The organism is Micrococcus sp. SL257 (assembly GCF_026625585.1).
Classification (GTDB): Bacteria; Actinomycetota; Actinomycetes; order Actinomycetales; family Micrococcaceae; genus Micrococcus; species Micrococcus luteus.
Genome location: NZ_CP113053.1, coordinates 1,479,381 through 1,505,165 on the forward strand (window position 1 = coordinate 1,479,381; position 25,785 = coordinate 1,505,165).

The window sequence follows — 25,785 nt, forward strand, 5'->3', positions numbered from 1 at the left end:
GGCCGGAATCCCTGCCGTCCGAAGGAGGCCCCGCCATGCTCCGCTCGCTGCTGCTCGTCGGCGCCGGCGCCGCGTCCGGCTGGTTCGCACACCGTGCCCTCGGCGACCGTGCCCACCCGGCCACCGACGGGACCGACGCGCCGACGTCGGGCCCCGGCTCCGCTGGGGGGCACGCGGGGTTCTCCGCCCGCCTGGACCCGGAGCGCCTGGCCCGCCAGGCCGGCGAGGCCGCCGCCGACGCCGCGGCGGCCGCCCTGCAGGACGGCGCGCGGCGCCTGGCCGACCGCGTGCGCTCCCAGGCCCCCTGGGCCGCCCCCTACCTGCCCCACACGGGGCCGATCATCTCCGGGGAGACCGTGGAGCCGCCGTCGCACGGCGCCGCCCGCCCCCAGACCACCACCACGCAGAAGGACACCCCCGCATGAAGTCCCAGGAGATCGCCCGCCGCTGGACCGCCTTCTTCGAGTCCAGGGGGCACCGCGTGGTGCCGTCGGCGTCGCTCGTCTCGCCGGATCCGTCGCTGCTGTTCACGGTGGCCGGCATGGTCCCGTTCATCCCGTACTTCCTGGGGGAGCAGACCCCGCCGAGCCCGCGCGTCGTCTCGGTGCAGAAGTGCATCCGCACCGCGGACATCGAGGAGGTCGGCAAGACCGTCCGCCACGGCACCTTCTTCCAGATGTGCGGCAACTTCTCCTTCGGCGACTACTTCAAGGAGACGGCCATCCCGATGGCCTGGGAGCTGCTGACGTCCTCGGTCGAGGACGGCGGCTTCGGCCTGGACCCCGAGCGCCTCTGGGTCACCGTGTACCGCGAGGACGACGAGGCCGAGCGCATCTGGCGCGAGGACGTGGGCGTCCGTCCAGAGCGCATCCAGCGCATGGGCAAGGAGGACAACTACTGGCACACCGGCCAGCCCGGCCCGGGCGGCCCCTGCTCGGAGATCTTCTACGACCGCGGCCCCGCGTACGGCGTCGACGGCGGCCCGGCCGCGGACGACACCCGCTACATCGAGATCTGGAACCTCGTGTTCATGCAGTACCGCCTCTCCGCGGTGCGCTCGAAGGACGACTTCGACGTCGCCGGCGAGCTCGAGCACAAGAACATCGACACCGGTCTCGGCCTCGAGCGGCTCGCCATGATCCTCCAGGGTGTGGAGAACATGTACGAGACGGACCAGGTCCGCCCCGTGCTCGACCGCGCCGCGCAGCTGGCCGGTCGCTCCTACACCTCCACCGAGGACCCGGCCGACCCGCACTACGACGACGACGTCCGCCTGCGCATGGTGGCCGACCACGTGCGCTCGGCCCTGATGCTGATCAGCGACGGCGTGCGTCCCGGCAACGAGGGCCGCGGCTACGTGCTGCGCCGCCTCATCCGCCGGGTCGTCCGCGCCCTGCGCCTGATGGGCGTCACCGAGCCCGTGTTCCCCGAGCTGCTGCCGGTCTCCCGGGACGCGATGAAGGGCACCTACCCGGTGGTCGCGGACGAGTTCGAGCGCATCTCCCGGATCGCCTACGCCGAGGAGAAGGCGTTCCTGCGGACCATCGCCGCGGGCACGGCCCGCCTCGACGCCGCGGTGGGCCAGGCCCGCTCGGCGGGCGGCGGCATCGCGGGCCCGGACGCGTTCGAGCTGCACGACACCTACGGCTTCCCGATCGAGCTGACGCTGGAGATCGCGGAGGAGGCCGGCGTCGCCGTGGACGAGGCCGGGTTCCGCGCCCTCATGGCCGAGCAGCGCGACCGCGCCCGCGCGGACGCCAAGGCCAAGAAGGCCGGCCACACGGACACCGCCGTGTACCAGCGCCTGCGCGCCGAGGGCCAGACCCACTTCACCGGCTACACCGAGCACACCACCGAGTCCGTGGTGCGCGGCCTGCTGCAGAACGGCGAGGAGGTCGCGTCCGCCGGCGCCGGCACGGAGCTCGAGCTCGTCCTGGACGCCACGCCGTTCTACGCGGAGTCCGGCGGCCAGGCCGCGGACACCGGCCTGATCACCGGCGACGGCTTCCGCCTCGAGGTGCTCGACGTGCAGGCCCCCGTGAAGGGGCTGTCCGTGCACAAGGTCAAGGTCCTCGACGGCGAGGTCGCCGCCGGCGCGCAGGCCCTCGGCGCGATCGACCTGCAGCGCCGCCTCGACGGCGAGAAGGCCCACTCCGGCACCCACCTGGTGCACGCCGCACTGCACCAGATCCTCGGCCCCGAGGCCACCCAGTCCGGCTCCTTCAACAAGGAGGGCTACCTGCGCTTCGACTTCCGCTGGGCCGAGGCGCTCTCGGCCGGGGCCCGCTCCGAGGTCGAGGACGTGGTGAACATCGCCATCCGCGACGACCACGCCGTGCTCACCCAGGAGATGAGCCTCGAGGAGGCGCGCGCACTCGGCGCGATGAGCCTGTTCGGCGAGAAGTACGGCGACCGGGTGCGCGTCGTGGAGATCGACGGCGCCTGGTCCCGCGAGCTGTGCGGCGGCACCCACGTGGGCCGCACCGCGCAGATCGGCTCGCTGACCCTGCTCGGCGAGCAGTCCGTGGGCTCGGGCAACCGCCGCGTCGAGGCCCTCGTCGGCCTGGACTCGTTCCGCCACCTCGCCGCGGAGCGCACCCTCGTCTCCGAGCTCTCGGAGATGTTCAAGGCCCCGGCCGAGGAGCTCAAGGACCGCATCGGCGCCACCCTGGACCGGCTCAAGGCGGCCGAGAAGCAGGTCGCGGAGCTGCGGGCCCAGGCGCTGCAGGCCCAGGCCGGACAGCTCGCCGGGCAGGCCCAGGACGTCACGACGTCCGGTGGGACGTCGGTGCGGGTGCTGGCCCACCACGCCGGCGACGTGGCCGGGGACCAGCTGCGTTCCCTCGCGCTGGACCTGCGCGCCCGGATCGAGTCGGCCGGCGGCAACGCGGCGGGCACGCCCGTGCTCGTGGCCCTCACGGCCGAGGCCAAGGGCCGGCCCCTCGTGGTCGTGGCGACCAACGAGGCCGCCCGCGCGGCCGGCCTCAAGGCGGGCGCCATGGTCAAGACCGCCACCGGCGTGCTCGGCGGCGGGGGCGGAGGCAAGGACGACGTCGCCCAGGGCGGCGGCCAGGACGTCACGCGCGTCGGGGATGCGCTCGACGCCGTCGTCGCCGCGGTGCGCGCGGCCTGAGGCGGACGTGAGCGCAGGTCAGGACGGGGCCAACGCGGCAACCGACGCCGTGCGCCGGGGGCGCACCCTCGGCGTCGACGTCGGCCGTGCCCGCGTGGGCGTCGCGTCGGCCGACCCCGACGGCCTGATCGCCACCCCCGTGGCCACCCTGCGGCGGGATGCGCGTCGACGTCGTGACGTGGACGAGCTCGTCGCCCACGCACGCGAGCTCGACGTCGTCGCCGTGTACGTCGGCCTGCCGGTGAATCTACGGGGCGAGCACACGCCGTCCACGCAGGACGCCCTCGACTACGCGGACGCCGTCGCCGCCGCCCTGGCCGAGGCGGGCCACCCTGTGCCGGTCCGGCTCGTCGACGAGCGGCTCAGCACGGTCTCCGCGCAGGCCGGACTGCGGGCCGCGGGCCGGTCCGTCAAGGACAGCCGCGGCGTGATCGACCAGGCGGCCGCCGTCGCGATCCTGCAGGCCGCCGTGGACGAGCAGCGCCGCACCGGGCGCTGGGCCGGCCAGGACCGGGAGCCGATCCGGTGACCGGCGACCACCAGCACGCTCGGCGTGAGGACCACTGGGACGATCTGCTCGACGACGAGGCCGACGTCCACGACGACCTCGACGTGTTCGGCTTCGCCCACGAGGAGGCGGACGAGGCCGACGTCGGCGCCCCGTCCCAGCCGGTCGGCGCGGCCGGCCCACGCCGGCCTCGCATGCTCCTGCGCCGCCGGGGCACCGGGTCCCACCCGGCCTCGCGGGTCGACCGCGGCGCCGGCCGGCGGCGGACCGCCCTGGTGCTGGGCACGGTGCTCGTGGCGTTCGCCGTCGTGGTCGGGCTGATCGTGCGCGGCTTCCTGAGCGGCCCCGACCACACGGCCGTCGAGGGCGACGAGGTGACGTTCTCGGTGGAGCCGGGCGAGGACCTGGGCTCCGTGGCGGCCCGCCTGGACCGGGCCGGCATCGTGGGCTCAGCCCGTGCTTTCGAGCGCGCCGCCAGGGACACGGGCAGCGGTCTCGTCCGTTCGGGGGACTTCGTGCTGCGCGAGCGGATGCCCGCGGCCGAGGCCCTCGCGGTGCTCCAGGGTGCCACGGACGGGGCCGTGCACTACGTGCTCGTGGAGCGCGGGCGGCGACTCACCGAGGTGCTGGACGCCGTCGCCGAGGCCACGGGGCTGCCCCGCGAGGAGCTCGAGGCCGCCGCCCAGGACCCGACCCGCTACGGCGTCCCCGGGGAGGCGGGCACGCTCGAGGGCTGGCTCGACGCCGGGGAGTACCGCCTCCCCGTCGACGCCACCGCCGGGCAGGTGCTCGACGCCCTGGTCCGGCCCACCCTCACCGAGCTCGAGGCCCTCGACGTCCGCGACCCGGCCGAGCAGCAGCGCGTGCTCACGATCGCCTCCATCCTCGAGGCGGAGGCCCTGCCCCAGGACTACCAGCAGGTCGCCGGCGCCATCGAGAACCGCCTCGCCCCGGACAACACCGAGACGCACGGGCTCCTGCAGATCGACGCCACCGTCACGTACGGCCTCGGAGTGCGCAGCCTCAGCTTCACCTCGGGCCAGCGGCAGGACGCCTCGAACCCCTACAACACGTACGTGCACCCGGGCCTGCCGCCGGGTCCGATCGGCATGCCCTCCGACGCGGCCGTCGAGGCCGCCCTCGACCCGGCCGAGACGGACGCCTACTACTGGGTGACCACGGACATCGGCACCGGCCACACCGAGTTCTCCCGCACCTATGAGGAGCACCAGCAGCACGTGCGCACCCTGCAGCGCTACTGCGCGTCCAACCCGGGGGTGTGCTGATGCGCCCCGTGCTGCGCGCGGCGGTCCTGGGCCGGCCGATCGCCCACTCGCTCTCCCCGGTGCTGCACGCGGCCGCCTACCGGGTCCTCGGCCTCGACGTCGACTACGGCCGCCGTGACCTGGGCGAGGACGAGGTGCTGGCCTTCGCGGCCGAGCACCTCGGCGCCCCGGGCGCGGCCGACGGCGGCGCGGCCGCGGCCCGCGGGCAGGACTGGCTCGGCTGCTCCGTCACCATGCCGCTGAAGCGGGCGGTCGTCGCCGCCGCCGGGCACGTCAGCGACCGCGTCCGGCTCCTGGGCACCGCGAACACCCTCGTGCGCGACCATCCCGCCGCCCCCGGGGTCGTCCACGCCGAGAACACGGACGTGGACGGCATCCTCGGCGCCCTCGCCGCGGCCGGCCTCGACCGTGCCGCCCGGGGCGGGACCGTCGGCGTCCTCGGGAACGGGGGGACCGCGACGGCGGCCGTCCTCGCCGCCGCCACGCTCGGCGCGGACGCGGTGCTCTTCGGCGTCCGCGACGCCGCCCGCGCCGCCGAGGTGACGGCCCTGGCCGACGCGCTGGGGCTGCGCTGGGCGACCCTGACCCAGGCGGATCTGCTCCGGCGGGCGCCGGGGCTGCGTGCCGTCGTCGCCACCCTGCCGCCGCGCGCCGCGGACGCCCTGGCCGCGCACGTGCCGGCCGACGCCGCCCTGCCGCCCCTGCTGGACGCGGCCTACGACCCGTGGCCCTCCGTGCTGGCGGCCGCCTGGTCCCGGGAGGGCGGTCCGGTGGCGTCCGGGCTGTCCATGCTGCTGCACCAGGGCGTCGAGCAGGTGCGGCTGTTCACGGCCCGGCCCCGCGCCGCGGCCGGGATGCCCGAGCCGGACTGGGCGGCGGTGACGCGCGCCGCGGCGGACGCCCTGGGGCCGGCCGCCGGCTGAGCGCCGGACGCCGCATCCGGCGCGTCCCGTCCGGTCACACGCGGCGGCGCGGTGCCCCGTGCGTGAGAGACTGCACGCCATGGTGCGCTGGTTGACAGCGGGGGAGTCTCACGGCCCCGCGCTCACAGGAATCGTTGAGGGACTGCCGGCCGGGATCCCGGTCACGACGCAGGACGTGCAGGACGCGCTCGCGCGCCGCCGCCTGGGGTACGGGCGCGGCGCGCGCATGAAGTTCGAGCAGGACGCGGTGACGATCCTCGGCGGCGTCCGCCACGGCCGCACCCTCGGCTCGCCCGTGGCGATCCAGGTGGGCAACACGGAATGGCCCAAGTGGGAGAAGGTGATGGCCGCCGATCCCGTCCCCGCGGAGGAGCTCGACGGTCTGGCCCGCAACGCGGCGCTCACCCGCCCGCGGCCCGGCCACGCCGACCTGACCGGCATGCAGAAGTACGGCTTCGACGAGGCCCGCCCCCTCCTCGAGCGCGCCTCCGCCCGTGAGACCGCCGCCCGTGTGGCCCTGGGCACCGTCGCCCGCGCCTTCCTCGGCGAGCTCGGCGTGCGGATCGTCTCCCACACCGTGGCCTTCGGGGAGGCCGCCCTGCCGGAGGGCCACCCGTTCCCCGTGCCCGAGGACGAGGCCCGCCTCGACGCCGACCCGGTCCGCTGCCTCGACCCGCAGACCTCGGCGGCGATGGTCGCCGAGGTCGACGACGCCCACCGCGCCGGGGAGACCCTCGGCGGCGTCGTGGAGGTGCTGGCGTACGGCGTGCCGATCGGCCTGGGCTCCCACGTGCACTGGGACCGCCGCCTCGACGCGCGGCTGGCCGGGGCGCTCATGGGCATCCAGGCGATCAAGGGCGTGCAGGTCGGCGACGGGTTCGCCACGGCCGCCCGACGCGGCTCCGCCGCCCACGACGGGATCGCCCGCGGCGCGGACGGCCGCCCCCGGCGCACGAGCGACCGGGCCGGCGGCATCGAGGCCGGCATGTCGACGGGCGAGCTGCTGCGCGTGAGCGCCGCGATGAAGCCGATCGCCACGGTGCCGCGCGCGCTGCCCACGGTCGACGTCGCCACGGGCGCGGAGACCACGGCCCACCATCAGCGCTCCGACGTGGCGGCCGTGCCCGCCGCGGGCATCGTCGCCGAGGCCATGGTCGCCCTCGTCCTGGCCGACGCGATGCTCGAGAAGTTCGGCGGCGACTCCGTGGCCGAGACGCGCCGCAACCTCGAGGCGTTCCAGGCCGCGGTCCCCGCCCTGCCGGAGCCGGCCGCCGACGTCGTGGCGGACGGCCCGATGGGCGACCCCCTGCCGTGACCGACACCCCCGGGACCGCGCCGGCCCCGGGACCGGACCCGAGCACGCGTCCCGTCCCCGGCCCCGTCACCGTGTGCCCGTGGGAGGGCATGACCGGTGCCCTCGAGGCGCGCCTGACGGCCGCGGCCACGGTGGCCGCCGCGGCCGACGAGGACCCGGCCGCGCGCCCGGCCCGCCGGGTCGTCCTCGTCGGCCCGATGGGGGCCGGGAAGACGACGGTCGGCCGGGCCCTGGCCGCCGTGACCGGGCTGCCCTTCGTGGACTCCGACGAGCTGTTCACCCAGGTCCACGGCCCGATCCCGGAGTTCTTCGCCGAGCACGGCGAGGCCGCGTTCCGGGCGGAGGAGGCGCGCGTCATCGGCCATGTGCTCGGCCGACCCACCCCGTGCGTCCTCTCGTGCGGCGGCGGCGCCGTCCTGCATCCGGGCACCCGCCGCGCGCTGGCCGGGCCGGACTCCGACGTCGTCTACCTCGCGGTCGGAGAGGAGGAGGCGCTGCGCCGCGTGGGCGGCGGCGCGGGCCGCCCCGTCCTGGCCGGCGACCCCGCCGGGACCTGGCGGCGCATCCTCGCCGAACGCGAGGGGCTGTACCGCGAGGTCGCCGACCTCGTGCTCGACACCACAGGCCTGACGGCCGCCGAAGCGGCCTGGCGTATCGTGGGGGACGCCCACCGCCCCCGAAGGAGTGAGTCACACCCATGACCGACCGTGAGCCGGACATCACCGAGCAGGAGACACCGGGGGCGGCGCCCGCGGCCGCTCCGGCCGCACCCGAGGACGTGACGGTCATCCCCGTGGCCGGCGGCCACGAGGCGGCCGTGCACGGCGGCTACGACGTGGTGGTGGGCCGGGGCCTGCTCGCGCGCCTGCCGGACCTGCTCGGCCCGACCGTCCGACGCGTGCTGGTCATCCATCCGCGCGCCCTCCGGGCCACCGGCGACGTCGTCAAGAACGACCTCGAGGCCGTGGGCCTGACCGCACTGACCGCCGAGATCCCGGACGCCGAGGAGGGCAAGCACCTGCAGGTGGCCGGGTTCTGCTGGCAGGTGCTCGGCCAGAACGACTTCACCCGGTCGGACGCGATCGTCTCCGTGGGCGGCGGCGCCGTGTCCGACCTGGCCGGCTTCGTGGCGGCCACGTGGCTGCGCGGCATCCGCGTCGTGCACATGCCCACCACCCTGCTGGGCATGGTGGACGCGGCGGTGGGCGGCAAGACCGGCATCAACACCGCCGAGGGCAAGAACCTGGTGGGGGCGTTCCACAATCCGGCCGGCGTGCTGGCCGACCTGGACACGCTGCTCACCCTGCCGGCCAACGAGCTGATCTCCGGCCTGGCCGAGGTCGTGAAGTGCGGCTTCATCGCCGACCCCGCGATCCTCGACCTCATCGAGGAGGACCCGGCCCAGGCCCAGAACCCGCACTCCCCGCGGCTGCGCGAGCTGATCGAGCGCTCGATCCGGGTCAAGGCGGACGTCGTCTCCCGCGACCCCCGCGAGTCGGGCGCCCGCGAGGCACTGAACTACGGCCACACGATGGGGCACGCGATCGAGCTCGCCGAGCGCTACCAGTGGCGCCACGGCGCCGCGGTGTCCGTGGGCCTGGTCTTCGCGGCCGAGCTGGCCCGCTCCCTCGGCCGGCTCGACGACGCCACCGCGGACCGGCACTGGTCGGTGCTGACGGCCCTGGGCCTGCCCGTCTCCTACCGCGGGGACCGGTGGCAGACCCTGCTCGAGGGCATCCGCCGGGACAAGAAGAACCGCGGCGACCAGCTGCGCTTCGTCCTGCTGGACGGGCTCGCGCAGCCCACCACCGTGGACATCCCGGACGCGTCCCTGCTCTTCGCGGCGTACCAGGAGATCGCGGAGTGAGCCGCCGCTGACCCCGGCCCCGCGCGGGGCCTCCCGTAGACTGGCCCGCGCACATCCAAGACCCCACCCACTGCAGGCGGACCCGTGACGGTCCGCGAGACCGATCGGGAGCACACACGTGGCAACGAGCAACGACATCAAGAACGGCGCCGTCCTGAAGCTGGAGGGCCAGCTCTGGAACGTCACCGAGTTCCAGCACGTCAAGCCGGGCAAGGGCGGCGCGTTCGTCCGCACCAAGATGAAGAACATCACCACGGGCAAGGTCGTGGACAAGACCTTCAACGCCGGCGCCAAGGTCGAGTTCGCCACCGTCGACCGCTCCGACTACCAGTACCTCTACCAGGACGGCGCGGACTACGTGTTCATGGACGTCAAGGACTACGACCAGATCACCGTGCCCGGGGCCGTGGTCGGCGACGCCGCGAAGTACATGCTCGAGAACACCCAGGTGGTCATCGCCCTGCACGAGGGCACGCCGCTGTACCTCGAGATGCCGGCGTCCGTGGTCCTGGAGATCACCTACACCGAGCCGGGCCTGCAGGGGGACCGCTCGTCCGCCGGCACCAAGCCCGCCACCGTGGAGACCGGCGCCGAGATCCAGGTGCCGCTCTTCGTCGAGCAGGGCACCCGCGTCAAGGTCGACACCCGCACCGGCGACTACCTCGGCCGCGTCAATGACTGAGCGGGCCTCCGCCGGCTCCGCTGCCAAGCGGGGGACCACGGCGCGCAGCCGCTCCCGGCAGCGTGCGGTGGAGATCCTGTTCGAGGCCGAGCAGCGCGGATCCACCGTGCTGGAGGGCATCCGCACCCGCCGCGAGAGCACCGACCTGCAGGTGAACGCCTACACCCAGCGGCTCGTGGAAGGCGTCATCGCGGACCAGGAGCGGCTCGACGAGGCCCTGAGCTCCTACTCCCGCGGCTGGTCCCTGGACCGCATGCCCGCCGTCGACCGGGCGATCCTGCGCGTGGGGGCCTGGGAGCTGCTGTTCCAGGACGACGTGCCGGACGCCGTCGCCATCTCGGAGGCCGTCGCCCTGGCCGCCCAGCTGTCCACGGACGACTCGCCCGAGTTCGTCAACGGTCTGCTCGGCCGCCTGCAGCAGGTCAAGCCGACGCTGCTCGCCTGAGCCGCCGAGAGCTCCGTCACGAGGCCCGTCCCGCACCGCGTCATCCGCGCCGTGGGGCGGGCCTCGCTGGTAGAGTCGGCGACGTCCCGCGCGGGGGCCCACCGGCGCCCCGGGACGAACCACGCATCCTTTAAGAGCCGTCCTGTGAGGCGGGGAAGGAGGCGCCGGCATGGGAACTGACCCCGCCGCACCTCGTGCTGCCCGGACCGTGCTGTCCACGTCCGAGATCGACCGGGCGCTGACCCGGATCGCCCACGAGATCCTCGAGTCCAACAAGGGCGCCGAGGGTCTCGTCCTGATGGGGATCCCGCGCCGCGGGGCCCCCTGGCCCGGCGGCTCGGCGCCCTGCTGGCCCGCATCGAGCCGGCCTTCGACCCCACCGCCGCCGTCGGTGAGGTGGACGTGACGCTCTACCGGGACGACCTCCGCCGCGGCACGGCCCGCACCCCGATGCCCACCCGCCTGCCCGAGGTCCCCCTCGACGGCGCCGTCGTCGTGCTCGTGGACGACGTCCTCTTCTCCGGCCGCACCGTCCGGGCCGCCCTCGACGCGATCGCCGACCTGGGCCGCCCCGCCGCCGTGCGCCTGGCCGTCCTCGTGGACCGCGGGCACCGCGAGCTGCCCGTCCGGGCCGACTTCGTGGGCAAGAACCTGCCGACCTCCACCGCCGAGCGCGTCCAGGTCCGGCTCATGGAGGTCGACGGCCCCGAGGGCACCGGCGAGGTCACTGAGGACGCCGTGAGCATCGTCGACCGTGTCGCGACCCGGGAGGGTTGAGCCGTGCGCCACCTGCTGTCCACCGCCGACCTCTCCCGCGCCGACGCCCTCGCCGTCCTCGACACCGCCGAGGAGATGGCCGCCGTCAACCAGCGCGAGGTCAAGAAGCTGCCCGCCCTGCGCGGCCGCACCGTGGTGAACCTCTTCCTCGAGGACTCCACCCGCACCCGCATCTCCTTCGAGGCCGCCGCCAAGCGGCTCTCCGCGGACGTGATCAACTTCTCCGCGAAGGGGTCGTCCGTCTCCAAGGGGGAGTCGCTCAAGGACACCGTCCAGACGCTCGAGGCCATCGGCGCGGACGCCATCGTGATGCGCCACTGGTCCTCGGGCGCGGCCCGCCAGCTGGCCGACTCCGGCTGGGTGCGCTCCGCCGTCGTGAACGCCGGCGACGGCACCCACGAGCACCCCACCCAGGCCCTCCTGGACGCCTTCACCCTGCGCCGGCGCCTCGCCGCGGCGACGGGAGAGGACCTGGTCGGCCAGGACCTGACCGGCATGCGCGTGGTGATCGTGGGGGACATCCTGCACTCGCGCGTGGCCCGGTCCAACGTGTGGCTGCTCAGCACGCTGGGCGCCCAGGTCACCCTGGCCGCCCCGCCCACCCTGCTGCCCGTGGGCGTGGCCGCGTGGCCGTGCCAGGTCACCTACTCGCTGGACGAGGCCCTCGACGCCGGCCCCGACGCCGTCATGATGCTCCGCGTCCAGGCCGAGCGAATGGGCGGCGCCTTCTTCCCGTCCGCAGGGGAGTACACCCGGACCTGGGGGCTGACCGACGACCGCTTCGCCCGCCTCACCGCCGGCCGGGGCGCCCTGCTCGACGAGCCCGTGGTCATGCACCCCGGCCCGATGAACCGCGGCCTGGAGATCAGCCCGGCGGCGGCGGACTCGCCCCGCAACACCGCCCTCGAGCAGGTCGCCAACGGCGTGTCCGTCCGCATGGCGGTCCTGCACCTCGTCCTCAACCACGACCAGGAGGTCCGCCCGTGAGCGCCCCCAGCCCCGCCCCCCTGCTGCTGCGCAGCGCGCGCCTGACCACGGGCGAGACCGCCGACGTGCTCGTCGCCGAGGGCCGGATCGCCGCCCTCGGCCCGGACGCCGCGACCCACGCCGCCGGCCTCGACCCGGCCCCCGAGGAGGTCGACTGCGCCGGCCTGGTGCTGCTGCCCGGGCTCGTCGACCTGCACACCCATCTGCGCCAGCCCGGCAAGGAGGACGCGGAGACGGTCGAGACCGGCACCCGCGCCGCCGCGATGGGCGGCTTCACCTCGGTCCACGCGATGGCCAACTCGACGCCGACGGCCGACACCGCCGGCGTGGTGGAGCAGGTGTGGCGGCTGGGCCGGGACGCGGGCTGGTGCGATGTGCACCCCGTGGGCGCGGTGACCGTGGGCCTGGCCGGCGAGGCCCTGGCCGACCTCGGCGCGATGGCCGACTCGCAGGCCCGCGTGCGGATGTTCTCCGACGACGGCATGTGCGTCCACGACGCCGTGCTGATGCGCCGTGCGCTCGAGTACGTGAAGTCCTTCGGCGGCTTCGTGGCCCAGCACGCGCAGGAGCCGAACCTCACCGCCGGCGCCCAGATGAACGAGTCCGAGCTCTCCGGCGTCCTCGGCCTGGCCGGCTGGCCCGCCGTGGCGGAGGAGGCCATCATCGCCCGTGACGTGCTGCTGGCCCAGCACGTGGACTCCCGCCTGCACGTGTGCCACGTCTCCACGGCCGGCTCCGTCGAGCTGATCCGCTGGGCCAAGGCCCAGGGCGTGGCCGTGACCGCCGAGGTCACCCCGCACCACCTGCTGCTCACCGAGGAGCTCGTCCGCTCCTACGACCCCGTGTTCAAGGTCAACCCGCCGCTGCGCCGCGAGTCCGACGTGATGGCCCTGCGCGCCGGGCTGGCCGACGGCACCATCGACACCGTGGGCACCGACCACGCCCCACACACCGCCGAGACCAAGCAGTGCGAGTGGACGGTCGCGGCGATGGGCATGACGGGCCTCGAGACCGCCCTGTCCGTGGTGCAGCAGGCGATGGTGGACACCGGCCTGATGGACTGGGCCGGCGTCGCCCGCGTAATGTCCACGGCGCCGGCCCGGATCGCCGGCCTGACCGACCAGGGCCAGGCCGACGAGCGCGGCGTCCCGCGCGTCGGCGCCGTGGCCAACCTCGTGCTCGTGGACCCGCAGGCCCGCCGCACCGTGGACCACGAGCAGCACCTGACCAAGTCCCGCAACAGCCCGTACCGGGGCATGGAGCTGCCGGGCGCGGTACGCCACACGGTCTACCGCGGCGCCCGCGTCGTCGCCGACGGCGCCCCCGCCCGGCCGTACCGCCACCCGGCCCTGACGGAGACGGGGGAGCGCGCGTGAGCATCACCTCCCTGGCCGCCGCCCTGGCGGCCCGTCCCGTCCCGCCGCGGACCCCGACGAAGGACTACGCGGACGTGTGGCTGCCGGTGACCCTGGGCACCCTGGCCGTCGTCCTCGTGCTGCTCGGCCTGCTGGCCCTCGGGTGGCGGGCCCGCCGCCGGGCGCAGGCCGGGATCCCGGCCCCGGCCCCCGTGCCGACGGCCCTCTACGACGCCGAGCCGACGCTGTCCGCGGAGGGCATGCACGTGGGCACGGTGCGCGGCGAGGACCGACTGGACCGCGTGGCGGTGCACGGCCTGGGCCTGCGCTCGCGCGCCGTCCTCGAGGTCCACGACGCCGGCACCCACCGCGGCCTGCTCGTGCTCCGCCCCGGGGCCGCCAACCTGTTCATCCCCGCGGACGACCTCGTCGAGGCCGGCCTGTCCGGCGGGATCGCCGGCAAGTTCGTCGAGCCGGGCGGGCTCGTCGCCTGGGGCTGGCGCCTCGGCGACGTCGAACTCACCTCCGCCTTCCGCCCCGACCGCCCCGAGGACCGCGACCGGCTCCTCGCCGCCCTGCAGACCATCATCGACCCCGCCCCGGCCGACCCGGCCGGCCGCGCAGGAGAAGGAGACCCCCGATGAGCACCCCCACCGACGACCTGGCCCTGCTCGTCCTCGAGGACGGCACCGTCCACCGCGGCCGGGCCTACGGCGCCCGCGGCCGCACCCTGGGCGAGGCCGTGTTCACCACGGGCATGACCGGCTACCAGGAGACCCTCACCGACCCGTCCTACGCGGGGCAGATCATCGTGCAGACCTCCCCGCACATCGGCAACACCGGGGTCAACGACGCCGACCGCGAGTCGCGGGCGATCTTCGCCGCCGGCTACGTGGTCCGCGACGCGGCCCGGCGTCCGTCCAACTGGCGCGCCGAGCGCACCCTCGACGAGGAGCTCGAGACGTTCGGCGTCGTCGGGATCCGCGAGGTCGACACCCGTGCCGTCACCCGCCGCCTGCGCACCGAGGGCTCGATGCGCGCCGGCGTGTTCTCCGGCGAGCACGCCGCCCGCCCCGAGGCCGAGCTGCTGGCGGAGGTGCGCGCCCAGCCGTCGATGGCCGGCGCCCGCCTCGCGGAGTCCGTCACCACGGAGGAGCCGTACGTCATCGAGCCGGCCGAGCACGGCTGGGAGGGCGAGCCGATCGCCGAGATCGCCGCCCTCGACCTCGGCATCAAGGCCGCCACGCCGCGGCACCTGGCCTCCCGCGGCATCCGCGTGCACGTGCTGCCCGCGGCCACGGACCTGGCCGGCATCCGCGCCGTGGACCCGGACGGCGTCTTCCTGTCCAACGGCCCCGGCGACCCGGCCACGGCAGACGCCCAGGTGGAGCTGCTGCGCGAGGTCCTCGACGCCGGCCTGCCGTTCTTCGGCATCTGCTTCGGCAACCAGATCTTCGGCCGCGCGCTCGGCTTCGACACCTACAAGCTGAAGTTCGGCCACCGCGGCCCGAACCAGCCGGTGCTGGTCAAGGCCACGGGCCGCGTGGCCATCACCTCCCAGAACCACGGCTTCGCCGTGGACGCCCCCCTCGGCGAGCCGATCGAGGCGCCGGAGTCGCGCTTCGGCCGCGTCGAGGTCTCCCACTGGTCCCTGAACGACCAGGTCGTCGAGGGCCTGCGCCTGCTCGACCGGCCCGCCTTCTCCGTGCAGTTCCACCCGGAGTCCGCGGCCGGCCCCAACGACACCCTCGACCTGTTCGACCGCTTCGTGCAGCTGCTCACCGAGCACCGCACCGCCACCACCCCCGCCACCGAAGGAGCCTGATCCATGCCCAAGCGCACCGACCTGAAGTCCGTCCTGGTCATCGGCTCCGGCCCCATCGTGATCGGCCAGGCCGCCGAGTTCGACTACTCCGGCACCCAGGCCATCCGCGTCCTCAAGGAGGAGGGCGTCCGCGTCGTCCTCGTCAACTCCAACCCGGCCACGATCATGACCGATCCGGAGCTGGCCGACGCCACCTACGTCGAGCCCATCACCCCGGCCGTGGTCGCCAAGATCATCGAGAAGGAGCGCCCGGACGCCCTGCTGCCCACCCTGGGCGGCCAGACGGCGCTGAACACCGCCATCGCCCTCGACAAGGACGGGGTGCTCGAGCGCTTCGGCGTCGAGCTGATCGGCGCGAACATCGAGGCCATCGAGCTCGGCGAGAACCGCGAGCTGTTCAAGGGCGTCGTGGAGCGTGCCGGCGGCGAATCCGCCCGGTCCCACATCGTGCACACGATGGAGGAGGCCCTGGCCGCCGTCGAGGACCTGAAGTACCCCGTGGTGGTGCGCCCCTCGTTCACGATGGGCGGCCTCGGCTCCGGCATGGCCTACGACGAGGCCGACCTGTACCGCATCTGCGGCGCCGGCCTGCAGTACAGCCCGACCTCCGAGGTCCTGCTCGAGGAGTCCATCCTCGGCTGGAAGGAGTACGAGCTGGAGATGATGCGGGACAAGAACGACAACGTCGTCGTCGTCTGCTCCATCGAGAACGTGGACCCCGTGGGCGTGCACACCGGCGACTCCATCACCGTGGCCCCGGCCATGACGCTGACGGACCGCGAGTACCAGAAGCTGCGGGACATCTCGATCAACGTCATCCGCGAGGTCGGCGTGGACACCGGCGGCTGCAACATCCAGTTCGCGGTGAACCCCGTGGACGGGCGCGTCGTCGTCATCGAGATGAACCCGCGCGTCTCCCGCTCCTCGGCGCTGGCCTCGAAGGCCACCGGCTTCGCGATCGCCAAGATCGCCACCAAGCTGGCCCTGGGCTACACGATGGACGAGATCCCCAACGACATCACCCAGAAGACCCCGGCGTCCTTCGAGCCGGTCCTGGACTACGTGGTCGTGAAGGTCCCGCGCTTCGCGTTCGAGAAGTTCCCGGCGGCGGACCCCACGCTGACCACCACCATGAAGTCGGTCGGCGAGGCCATGGCCATCGGCCGCAGCTTCACGGAGGCCCTGCAGAAGGCCCTACGCTCGCTCGAGCAGAAGGGCTCGGAGCTCGCGTTCCCGCAGGACGCCGACCCGCAGGCCCTGCTCGCGGCGGCGCGCACGGCCACCGCCGACCGGCTCTCCCAGACCCAGCAGGCGCTCTACGCCGGCGCCACGATCGAGGAGGCCTTCGAGGCCACCGCGATCGACCCGTGGTTCCTGGACCAGTTCGTGCTCATCAACGAGGTCGCGGACGAGATCCGCGACGCCGAGGTCCTCGACGAAACCCTGCTGCGCCGCGCCAAGCGGCACGGGTTCTCCGACGCCCAGATCGGCTCGCTGCGGCACATGGACGCGGCGGTCGTGCGCGGCGTGCGTCACGCCCTGGGCGTGCGCCCCGTCTACAAGACCGTGGACACCTGTGCCGCCGAGTTCGAGGCCTTCACCCCGTACCGGTACTCCAGCTACGACCTCGAGACCGAGGTCGCCCCGCACGAGGGCGAGTCGGTGATCATCCTCGGCTCGGGCCCGAACCGGATCGGCCAGGGCATCGAGTTCGACTACTCGTGCGTGCACGCCACCATGGCGCTGCGCGAGGCCGGCTACGAGACCGTGATGGTCAACTGCAACCCGGAGACCGTGTCCACGGACTACGACATCTCCGACCGCCTCTACTTCGAGCCGCTCACGCTCGAGGACGTCCTGGAGGTCATCGCGGCCGAGGAGGCCTCCGGCGGCGTGCGCGGCGTCTTCGTGCAGCTCGGCGGTCAGACCCCGCTCAAGCTGGCCCAGCAGCTCGCCGACGCCGGCGTGCCGATCCTGGGCACCTCGCCCGCGGCCATCGACCTGGCCGAGCACCGCGGCGAGTTCGCGCTCGTGCTCGAGCGCGCGGGCCTGGTGGCGCCGAAGAACGGCACGGCGGTCTCCTTCGACGACGCCAAGCGCGTGGCGGACGAGATCGGCTACCCCGTGCTCGTGCGCCCCTCCTACGTGCTCGGCGGTCGCGGCATGGAGATCGTGTACTCCGAGGAGGCGCTGGCCCACTACGTGGCGCACGCCACGGAGATCACCCCCGACCAGCCGATGCTCGTGGACCGCTTCCTCGAGGACGCGATCGAGATCGACGTCGACGCCCTCTACGACGGCACCGAGCTGTACCTCGGCGGCGTCATGGAGCACATCGAGGAGGCGGGCATCCACTCGGGTGACTCCGCGTGCGTGCTGCCCCCCGTCACCCTGGGCCCGGACGTGCTCGAGCGCGTGCACCGCGCCACCGAGCGGATCGCGGCCGGCGTCGGCGTGCGCGGCCTGATCAACATCCAGTTCGCGCTCGCCTCGGACGTGCTGTACGTGATCGAGGCGAACCCGCGTGCCTCGCGGACCGTGCCGTTCGTCTCGAAGGCCACGGGCGTCCAGCTGGCCAAGGCGGCCGCGCGGATCGGCGTCGGCGAGAGCATCGCCGACCTGCGCGCGGCGGGCATGCTGCCCACGGCGTACGACGGCGGCACCCTGCCGATCGGCGCGCCCGTGGCGGTCAAGGAGGCGGTGCTGCCGTTCACCCGCTTCCGCACCGCGGAGGGCCGCGTCGTGGACTCGCTGCTGGGCCCGGAGATGCGCTCGACGGGCGAGGTCATGGGCATCGACAAGCACTTCGACACCGCGTTCGCCAAGTCCCAGTCCGCCGCCGGCGGCCCGCTGCCCACCTCTGGGCGCGTGTTCGTGTCGGTCGCGAACCGGGACAAGCGCACCCTCGTGGGCCAGGCCAAGCGCCTCGTCGACCTCGGCTTCCAGGTGGTCTCCACCGGCGGCACCGCCGAGGTGCTGCGGCGCAACGGCATCCCCGCGGAGGTCGTGGCGAAGATCGCCGACGCCGGGCACGAGGACGGCGCGGGCACCGTGCTGGAGCAGCTGCACGCCGGCACCGTCGATCTCGTGCTGAACACGCCCTCCGGCGGCGACGCCCGCACGGACGGCTACGAGATCCGCGCGGCCGCGACGTCGCTCGGCGTGCCGGTGATCACGACCACGGCCGAGTTCGGGGCGTGCCTGCAGGCCATCGAGGCCATGCGGTCCTACGAGTGGTCCGTCACCTCACTGCAGGAGCACGACGCGCGCCTGCAGCAGGCCGTCGCCGGGCCGGAGGCCGCGGCGTGACCACGACGGCGACGGGCGGCACGGGGCCCCGCGCCCCCTTCGGGCGGCGGCTGGCCCACGCCATGGAGACGGCCGGTCCGCTGTGCCTCGGCGTGGACCCCCATCCGGGCCTGCTGCGGCAGTGGGGCCTGAGCGACACCCCGGCGGGCCTCGAGGCGTTCTCCCTGACCGCCCTCGAGGCGGCGGTGGGTCCCGAGGGGCCCCGCGTGGCGGCGATCAAGCCCCAGGTGGCGCTGTACGAGCGCCACGGATCGGCCGGCCTGGCGGCCCTGGAGCGGCTGCTCGCGGCCGCCCGGGACGCCGGGGTGCTCACGATCGCGGACGCCAAGCGCGGTGACATCGGCTCCACCATGGACGGCTACGCCGCCGCGTGGACCTCCGATGCCTCGCCCCTGGCCGCGGACGCGGTGACGCTCAGCCCGTACCTGGGTTTCGGCACCCTCGTGCCGACCATCCGCGCCGCCCACGGTGCCGGCCGCGGCGTGTTCGTCCTCGCGCTGACCTCCAATCCGGAGGGTCGTGAGGTCCAGCACGTGGGCGAGGGGTCGGCCGAGGGATCGGTCGCCCGGCGCATCGCCGCGGCCGCGGCCGCCGAGAACGCGGCCCTGCGCGGCGACGACGCGTGGGGGCCGGTGGGACTCGTCCTGGGTGCCACGGTGGCCGCCGAGGCGGACCGCCTCGGCCTGGACCTGCCGGCCCTCGGCGGGCCCCTGCTGGCCCCCGGGTTCGGTGCCCAGGGCGCCACGGCCCGGGGCATGCGGGCCGACTTCGGAACGGCCTGGCCGCAGGTCTTGGCGACCTCGTCCCGCGGCATCCTGAGCGCGGGTCCGTCGGTGGCCTCGCTGGTGGACACGATCGAGGCGAATCGCGCCGCCCTGCGGTGACGCTCGCGTCCTCCCGGCTCGCCCGTGCCGTGTGGACGGGATGGTATCTTCCCTTCCGATCGGCTGTGATCGTTGCTCTTGACCGTGGAAGGGTCACGACGGGGCCGGTGGGGAACGAGAGGCATCGAGGTCAGAGCCATGGCGTTGCGGCAGCTCAGTGTGCAGGAGCGGGCGGAGGCCCGGAGGAAGGCCCTCCAGGCCCGCCGGGCGCGGGCGGAGCTCAAGGCGGCCTTCGCCGCCGGTGAGGTCGGCCTGGCCGACATTTTCGCGCGCGCGGACGCCGAGGACGCCGTCGCCCGTCTGCGGACCGTGGACCTGCTGCTGGCCCTGCCGGGCGTGGGCGGGATCCGGGCCCGGGAGGCGATGGCGGGGTGCGGCGTCTCGCCGCGGCGTCGGCTGGGCGGCCTGGGCCGTCGTCAGCGCGAGGCACTGATCGCCTATATTGGCCGGTGACCCCCACACCCCGGCGGGTCGGCGCCGGCCCGGGTGAAGGGCCGGCGAGGCCCGTCCCACCAGGAGGATGCGTGACCGACACGTTCGACCCCGGACCCGCCCCCGCCGTCCCGGTGGCCCGCACCGCCGTCCAGGAACGCCCCCCGGGCCCGGGCGTCACCGTCCTGGCCGGCCCCACCGCCGTCGGCAAGGGCACCGTCTCGGCCTATGTCCGCGAGCACTACCCCGAGGCGTGGCTGTCCGTCTCCGCCACCACCCGCCCGGCACGCCCGGGCGAGGAGGATGGGGTGCACTACTACTTCACGACGCCGGAGGAGTTCGACTCCCTCGTCGAGGCGGACGAGATGCTGGAATGGGCCGTCGTGCACGGCGTCCACCGCTACGGCACGCGGCGCGACCGTGTGATGGAGGCCGTGGCGCAGGGCCGCCACGTCCTGCTGGAGATCGACCTGCAGGGCGCGCGCCAGGTCCGCCGCGCGCTGCCGGAGGCCACCTTCGTGTTCCTGGCGCCGCCGAGCTGGGAGGAACTCGTGTCCCGGCTGCTCGGCCGCGGCACCGAGAGCCCGGAGGAACAGCGCCGCCGGCTCGAAACGGCTAGACTGGAACTCGCCGCGGAACCCGAGTTCGACGCCGTCGTCGTGAACGACCGCGTGGAGCGGGCCGCCGAGGAACTGGTGAGACTCATGGGGCTGGACCCCGAGCGCCGTCCGACCGAGGCCTGAGGACCGGCCGCACCGACGCCGCACCCGGCGCCGACGTGACAGTGAGATGAAGACTTTGGAGACCCCGTGACCGAACAGTACGAAGGCATCGTCAACCCGCCCATCGACTCCCTGCTGGAGCGGGTCGACTCGAAGTACGCCCTGGTGCTCTTCGCCGCCAAGCGGGCCCGGCAGATCAACGCCTACTACTCGCAGCTGCACGAGGGGCTGTTCGAGTACGTCGGCCCGCTCGTGGACACCCAGCTGAACGAGAAGCCGCTGTCCATCGCCCTGCGCGAGATCGAGGCCGACCTGCTCGTGTCCCGCGAGGCCGTCGAGGCCACCCCGGAGGCCGACCTGGCCGCCGAGGACTTCGGCGACTTCTCCCTGCCGGGCGAGGACGACCCGTTCGCCACCCTCGAGTCGGCCGACGCCCACCAGCCGATGGGCGATCCCGCCGCCATCGAGGAGGCCGCCGAGACGGTGCGCGCCGAGGAGGGCACCTCCGAGGACGCCCCGGAGGCCTGAGCCCGTCATGGAGATCGTCCTCGGGGTCGGCGGCGGCATCGCGGCCTACAAGGCGGCGTTGCTGCTGCGCCTGATGACCGAGGCCGGCCACGGCGTGACCGTGGTGCCCACCGCCAACGCCCTCGAGTTCGTGGGCGCGGCGACGTGGGAGGCCCTCTCCGGTCGCCCGGTCCGCACGGACACGTTCGAGGCGGTCGACGAGGTGAACCACGTCCGGCTCGGCCGGCGTGCGGACCTCGTGGTGGTCGCGCCGGCCACCGCCGATCTGCTCGCGCGCACCGCCGCGGGGATGGCGCCCGACCTGCTGGGCAACGTGCTGCTGACCGCCACGTGCCCCGTCGTCCTGGCCCCCGCCATGCACACCGAGATGTGGCACCACCCCGCCACGGTCGCCAACGTCGCCCTCCTGCGCGAGCGCGGCGTCACGGTCGTGGACCCCGCCGTGGGCCGCCTCACCGGGGCCGACTCCGGCGCCGGGCGGCTGCCCGAGCCCGCCGAGATCTGGGAGCGTGCGCAGGCCGCCGCGGCCGCGGGCGCCCCGCGCCGTCCCCGGGCCTCCGGGTCCGACGCCGAGCCGACACCCGGCCCGCTGGCCGGTCGCACCGTGGTGATCACGGCCGGGGGCACCCGCGAGGCCCTGGACCCGGTCCGCTACCTGGGGAACCGCTCCTCCGGCAAGCAGGGGGCCGCCCTGGCGCGCGCCGCCCTCGAGGCCGGCGCCACCGTGCGGTTCGTCGCCGGGTCCATGTCCGTCCCGACGCCCGAGGGCGTCGAGCGCGTCGTGCTCGTGGAGTCCACGCAGGACCTGCTCGAGGCCGTGCTGGCGGAGGCCGCCGACGCCGACGTCCTCGTGATGGCGGCGGCCGTCGCGGACTTCCGACCGGCCGAGGTCTCCGACGCCAAGATGAAGAAGGGCGACGACGGCGGCGCGCCCGTCATCGTGCTCGAGCGCACCCCGGACGTGCTCGCCACGGCCGTGCGGACCCGCTCCGAGGGCGGGCCCATGGCCCCGCTCATCGTCGGCTTCGCCGCGGAGACCGGCGACGCGACGTCCTCCGTGCTCGAGTACGGCCGGGCCAAACTGGACCGCAAGGGCTGCGAGATGCTCGTCGTCAACGAGGTCGGCACGGACAAGGTGTTCGGCCGGGACGAGACCGCCGTGACCATCCTGTTCGCCGACGGCCGCCCCGCCGTGGAGACCGTGGGCTCCAAGGACCAGGCGGCGGCCGCCGTCGTGCAGGCGATCGTGGATGACCTCGCCGGTCGCGACCCCGCCGGCGCGTCGGGCCGCTGACCTAGACTGGGCGGCATGACCGATGCCGCCTCGCTGAGCCCCGCCCGCCACGCCGATCCGTATTCGGGGGTGGGCGGCGGAGAGCTCCGCCTCTTCACCTCCGAGTCCGTCACGGCGGGCCACCCCGACAAGATCTGCGACCAGATCTCCGACGCCATCCTGGACGCGATCCTCGCCGCCGACCCGTCGGCGAAGGTGGCCGTGGAGACCCTGACCACCACCGGCCTGGTGCAGGTGGCCGGCGAGGTGAACACCTCGGCGTACGTGGAGATCCCCAGGATCGTGCGCGAGACCATCCTGGACATCGGCTACGACTCCTCGGCCAACGGCTTCGACGGCGCCCAGTGCGGCGTGAACATCTCCATCGGCCAGCAGTCCTCGGACATCTTCGCCGGCGTCTCCCGGTCCCTCGAGGCCCGCGAGTACGGCTCGGCGGACGAGGTGGACGAGCAGGGCGCGGGGGACCAGGGCATCATGTTCGGCTACGCCACGGACGAGACCCCGGCGTACATGCCCATGCCCATCTACCTCGCGCACCGGCTCTCCGAGCGGCTCACCGCGGTGCGCCGGGCGGAGAACACGCCCATGCCGTACCTGCTGCCGGACGGCAAGACGCAGGTCACCATCGGCTACGCGCCCGGCCACGTGCCCACCACGGTGGAGGCCGTGGTGGTCTCCACGCAGCATCACGAGTGGGTCACGCAGGAGCAGCTGCGGGCGGACGTGGAGGAGCACGTGATCCGGCCCGTCATCGAGCGCTCCGGCCTCGACACCTCCGGCATGCGGATCATCATCAACCCGGGCGGCAAGTTCGTCATCGGCGGCCCCGTGGGCGACGCCGGCCTCACCGGTCGCAAGATCATCGTGGACACCTACGGCGGCATGGCCCGGCACGGCGGCGGCGCCTTCTCCGGCAAGGACCCGTCCAAGGTGGACCGCTCCGCCGCCTACATGCTCCGCTGGGTCGCGAAGAACGTGGTGGCCGCCGGCCTCGCCTCGCGCGCCGAGTTCCAGGTGGCCTACGCGATCGGCTCGGCCCGGCCCGTGGGCCTGTACGTGGACACCTTCGGGACGGCCACGGTGCCGGAGGAGAAGATCATCGAGGCCGTGAACGCGGTGTTCGACCTGCGTCCGGCCGCCATCGTGAAGGAGCTGAACCTCCTGCGGCCCATCTACCGACGGACCGCCGCGAACGGCCACTTCGGCCGGGACGACGCCGACTTCACGTGGGAGCGCACGGACCGCGTCGAGCAGCTGCGCGCTGCCGCCGGCCTCTGATCCGGAGGCGGGCATCACGGACGCGCTGTTCGCCCTCCCGGAGCCGGAGGACGCGCCCCGACTGCCGGAGCGGGCCGAGGGGTGGCCGGAGCGGCCGATCGCACGCGTCCTGCTGGACTCGCCCGTGCCGCACCTGGACCGCGAGTTCGACTATCTCGTGCCCGTGGCCCTGGACGACCGGGCGGTCCCCGGCTCCCGCGTGTCCGTCCGCTTCGGCGGACGGGCCATGACGGGCTGGCTCGTCTCGCGGGAGCAGGAGCCGGCCACCGGCGCCCAGCTCACCGAGCTCACCGGCGTGCTCACCGTCATCCCGCCGCTGACGGAGGAGGTCCTGGCGACCGCGCGCGCGGTGGCCCGCCGCCAGGCCGGCGTCGTCACGGACGTGCTGCGGGCCGCGGTGCCCCCGCGCGTCGCGCAGGTCGAGAAGGCCGCCCTGGCGGAGGACGCGGAAACCGCCGCGGACCACCCTGTGACGCTGACCGGCACGGACGCCGAGCGCCCGGAGCCTCCCGCGGCGGAGGAGGGCCTCGTGCCCACGGTGTGGGAGTCCCTCGAGGGGGGCACCGCGTTCGTGTCCGCCGTGCTGGCCGGGGACGCCGCGCGGGCGGCCGCCGTCGTGCCCTCGCGCCTGTTCGAATGGGACGAGGCGGGCGCGCTGGCCGCTCTGGCGCGCACGGTGGCCGCCTCGGACGGCGGCGTCCTGCTGCTGGTGCCCGACCACCGCGACCTCGACCGGCTCTGCGCCGCCCTCGACGAGCACGTGGGGGAGGACGCCTACGCGCGGATCGGCTCCGAGGACGGCAACACGCCCCGGTACCGCGCCCACCTGGCCGCGCTGCGCGGCACCCGGCGCATCGTGGCCGGCACCCGGGCTGCCGTGTGGTCGCCCGTGCGCGACCTGCGGCTGGTGGTGCTCTGGGACGACGGCGACGACGCGTGGGCAGAACCCCGCGCGCCCTACTTCCACGCCCGAGAGGTCGTGCTGGAGCGGGCCCGCGCGACCGGCGCGGCGCTGCTCTTCGCCGGGCCCTCCCGGTCCGTCCCGGTGCAACGGCTCGTCGAGTCGGGCTGGCTGCTGCACCTCGGCCCCTCCCGCGCGACCCAGCGGGAGCTCGGGCCGCGGGTCGTCTCCACCGCCGACGCCTGGGAGACGGCGCGCGACCCGTTCGCGCAGCGGGCGCGGCTGCCGCAGGCCGCCTGGGCCGCCGCCCGCGCCGCGCTGCTCGGGCCACGGCCCGGCCCGGTGCTCGTGCAGGTGGCCCGGGCCGGCTTCATCCCCGCCCTCGTGTGCGAGCGGTGCCGCACGCCCGCCCGCTGCCGCGTCTGCGCGGGGCCGCTGGGCTTCCGCGACGCGCGGGCCGCCCGGCACGGGGAGGTGGCCTGCCGGTGGTGCGGCACCCGGGAGCGCGGCTTCCGGTGCACCGAGTGCGGCGGCACGACGCTGCGGGCCGGCGCCCGCGGCGTGGACCGCACGGCCGAGGAGCTGGGCCGGGCGTTCCCGCGCGTGCCCGTGCACGCCTCCTCGGCGCAGCACATGCTCGGCTCGGTGCCGCCCGGGCCCTCCCTGGTGGTGGCGACCGTGGGGGCCGAGCCGGCGACACCCGACGGCTACGCGGCCGCCCTGCTGCTCGACGGGGACAGCCAGCTCCAGCGCGAGGGCCTCGACGTGCCGGGCCGCGTGCTCGCCCGCTGGCTCGCGGCCGCCTGCCTGGTCCGCCCCGCCTCCGACGGGGGCGTCGTGGTGGTCACCGCGGACGCGGGGGAGGCGGTGAACGCGCTCGTCCGACGGGACCCCGACGGCTTCGCCGCGCGCCAGGTCGCCGAGCGGCGCGAGCTGCACCTGCCTCCCGCCGGCCGCCTCGCAGAGGTCACGGGGGAGGCCGCCGCCGTCGCGGAGTACCTCGAGCTCGTGGAGGCCGCCCGCCGGGAACGGCCGGACGAGGACGTCCACGAGGATCCGCACTCGGCCCCGCTCGACGGCGGCCCGGCGCGGCTGCCCTGGATCGGGCCGGTGCCGGACCCCGCCGACGAGACCCGCTCCCGCGCCCTGCTGATCTTCCCCTACGCGGCGGCCGAGGCCACCGTCGGCGCCCTGCGCGCCGCCCGGTCCGCGGCGAGCGCTCGGCGGGAGACCGCCCCGGTGCGGGTGCGGCTCGACCCGGCCGGGGTGCTCTGAGGGGGCGGCCGGACCGACCCGCAGCCCGAGGGGCCGGAGCGCGGCGACGCCGGGGCGAT

Annotated in this window: 22 protein-coding genes and 1 pseudogene; all 23 read left to right on the forward strand. The window is 74.7% G+C overall.

Annotated features, from left to right (window positions below):
* Positions 1-35 precede the first annotated feature (35 nt).
* Complete coding sequence (locus tag OVA32_RS06840) at positions 36-425, forward strand: hypothetical protein (protein WP_041103682.1); 390 nt, start codon at positions 36-38, stop codon at positions 423-425.
* Positions 422-3,133 carry an alanine--tRNA ligase gene (gene alaS / locus OVA32_RS06845; protein ID WP_041103684.1) on the forward strand — a complete coding sequence of 904 codons (2,712 nt, stop codon included), beginning with the start codon at positions 422-424 and terminating at the stop codon, positions 3,131-3,133. The genes OVA32_RS06840 and alaS overlap by 4 nt, the downstream gene beginning before the upstream one ends.
* Complete coding sequence (gene ruvX / locus OVA32_RS06850; RefSeq protein WP_041103686.1) at positions 3,093-3,662, forward strand: Holliday junction resolvase RuvX; 570 nt, start codon at positions 3,093-3,095, stop codon at positions 3,660-3,662. The genes alaS and ruvX overlap by 41 nt, the downstream gene beginning before the upstream one ends.
* Positions 3,659-4,927 (forward strand): endolytic transglycosylase MltG, encoded by a 1,269-nt coding sequence (gene mltG / locus OVA32_RS06855; RefSeq protein ID WP_041103688.1) that lies wholly within the window; start codon positions 3,659-3,661, stop codon positions 4,925-4,927. The genes ruvX and mltG overlap by 4 nt, the downstream gene beginning before the upstream one ends.
* The gene (locus tag OVA32_RS06860; RefSeq protein ID WP_041103690.1) at positions 4,927-5,850 is read left to right on the forward strand and encodes a shikimate dehydrogenase family protein; all 924 of its coding nucleotides are present in this window, start codon (positions 4,927-4,929) and stop codon (positions 5,848-5,850) included. The genes mltG and OVA32_RS06860 overlap by 1 nt, the downstream gene beginning before the upstream one ends.
* Positions 5,851-5,929: 79 nt before the next feature.
* Complete coding sequence (gene aroC, locus OVA32_RS06865) at positions 5,930-7,165, forward strand: chorismate synthase (protein ID WP_041103692.1); 1,236 nt, start codon at positions 5,930-5,932, stop codon at positions 7,163-7,165.
* On the forward strand, positions 7,162-7,866 hold the full coding sequence (locus tag OVA32_RS06870; RefSeq protein WP_052520057.1) for a shikimate kinase: 705 nt from the start codon (positions 7,162-7,164) through the stop codon (positions 7,864-7,866). Before aroC ends, OVA32_RS06870 begins: the two co-directional genes overlap by 4 nt.
* Complete coding sequence (aroB, locus tag OVA32_RS06875; protein ID WP_041103694.1) at positions 7,863-9,032, forward strand: 3-dehydroquinate synthase; 1,170 nt, start codon at positions 7,863-7,865, stop codon at positions 9,030-9,032. The genes OVA32_RS06870 and aroB overlap by 4 nt, the downstream gene beginning before the upstream one ends.
* Positions 9,033-9,150: 118 nt before the next feature.
* Positions 9,151-9,714, forward strand: a complete 564-nt coding sequence (gene efp, locus OVA32_RS06880) for an elongation factor P (protein WP_002857030.1) — start codon at positions 9,151-9,153, stop codon at positions 9,712-9,714.
* Complete coding sequence (gene nusB, locus OVA32_RS06885) at positions 9,707-10,159, forward strand: transcription antitermination factor NusB (RefSeq protein ID WP_049145306.1); 453 nt, start codon at positions 9,707-9,709, stop codon at positions 10,157-10,159. Before efp ends, nusB begins: the two co-directional genes overlap by 8 nt.
* A 169-nt stretch (positions 10,160-10,328) precedes the next feature.
* Positions 10,329-10,936: pseudogene (pyrR, locus tag OVA32_RS06890) on the forward strand (bifunctional pyr operon transcriptional regulator/uracil phosphoribosyltransferase PyrR).
* Between the two features lie 3 nt (positions 10,937-10,939).
* Positions 10,940-11,923: an aspartate carbamoyltransferase catalytic subunit gene (locus OVA32_RS06895; protein ID WP_036380943.1), complete on the forward strand. Its 984-nt coding sequence runs from the start codon at positions 10,940-10,942 to the stop codon at positions 11,921-11,923.
* On the forward strand, positions 11,920-13,299 hold the full coding sequence (locus OVA32_RS06900) for a dihydroorotase (RefSeq protein WP_267713778.1): 1,380 nt from the start codon (positions 11,920-11,922) through the stop codon (positions 13,297-13,299). The genes OVA32_RS06895 and OVA32_RS06900 overlap by 4 nt, the downstream gene beginning before the upstream one ends.
* Positions 13,296-13,922, forward strand: a complete 627-nt coding sequence (locus OVA32_RS06905; protein WP_012750893.1) for a hypothetical protein — start codon at positions 13,296-13,298, stop codon at positions 13,920-13,922. Before OVA32_RS06900 ends, OVA32_RS06905 begins: the two co-directional genes overlap by 4 nt.
* Positions 13,919-15,103 (forward strand): glutamine-hydrolyzing carbamoyl-phosphate synthase small subunit, encoded by a 1,185-nt coding sequence (gene carA / locus OVA32_RS06910; RefSeq protein WP_267713779.1) that lies wholly within the window; start codon positions 13,919-13,921, stop codon positions 15,101-15,103. Before OVA32_RS06905 ends, carA begins: the two co-directional genes overlap by 4 nt.
* A 3-nt stretch (positions 15,104-15,106) precedes the next feature.
* Positions 15,107-18,412: a carbamoyl-phosphate synthase large subunit gene (gene carB, locus OVA32_RS06915; RefSeq protein ID WP_267713780.1), complete on the forward strand. Its 3,306-nt coding sequence runs from the start codon at positions 15,107-15,109 to the stop codon at positions 18,410-18,412.
* A complete protein-coding gene (gene pyrF, locus OVA32_RS06920; RefSeq protein WP_041103705.1) occupies positions 18,409-19,296 on the forward strand; it encodes an orotidine-5'-phosphate decarboxylase in 888 nt (295 codons plus the stop codon). The genes carB and pyrF overlap by 4 nt, the downstream gene beginning before the upstream one ends.
* 138 nt (positions 19,297-19,434) lie before the next feature.
* Entirely contained in the window at positions 19,435-19,749 is a 315-nt protein-coding gene (mihF, locus tag OVA32_RS06925; RefSeq protein WP_041103707.1) for an integration host factor, actinobacterial type, read from the forward strand.
* A 71-nt stretch (positions 19,750-19,820) separates the two neighbouring features.
* Positions 19,821-20,471 carry a guanylate kinase gene (gene gmk / locus OVA32_RS06930; RefSeq protein ID WP_010078602.1) on the forward strand — a complete coding sequence of 217 codons (651 nt, stop codon included), beginning with the start codon at positions 19,821-19,823 and terminating at the stop codon, positions 20,469-20,471.
* Between the two features lie 66 nt (positions 20,472-20,537).
* Positions 20,538-20,978 (forward strand): DNA-directed RNA polymerase subunit omega, encoded by a 441-nt coding sequence (rpoZ, locus tag OVA32_RS11650; RefSeq protein ID WP_010078603.1) that lies wholly within the window; start codon positions 20,538-20,540, stop codon positions 20,976-20,978.
* Between the two features lie 7 nt (positions 20,979-20,985).
* Positions 20,986-22,272: a bifunctional phosphopantothenoylcysteine decarboxylase/phosphopantothenate--cysteine ligase CoaBC gene (coaBC, locus tag OVA32_RS06940; RefSeq protein ID WP_041103709.1), complete on the forward strand. Its 1,287-nt coding sequence runs from the start codon at positions 20,986-20,988 to the stop codon at positions 22,270-22,272.
* Between the two features lie 15 nt (positions 22,273-22,287).
* Positions 22,288-23,550, forward strand: coding sequence for a methionine adenosyltransferase (metK, locus tag OVA32_RS06945; RefSeq protein WP_036313737.1), 1,263 nt, complete (start codon positions 22,288-22,290; stop codon positions 23,548-23,550).
* Positions 23,551-23,662: 112 nt separating this feature from the next.
* Entirely contained in the window at positions 23,663-25,726 is a 2,064-nt protein-coding gene (locus OVA32_RS06950; RefSeq protein ID WP_167755869.1) for a primosomal protein N', read from the forward strand.
* The last annotated feature ends 59 nt before the right edge of the window (positions 25,727-25,785 follow it).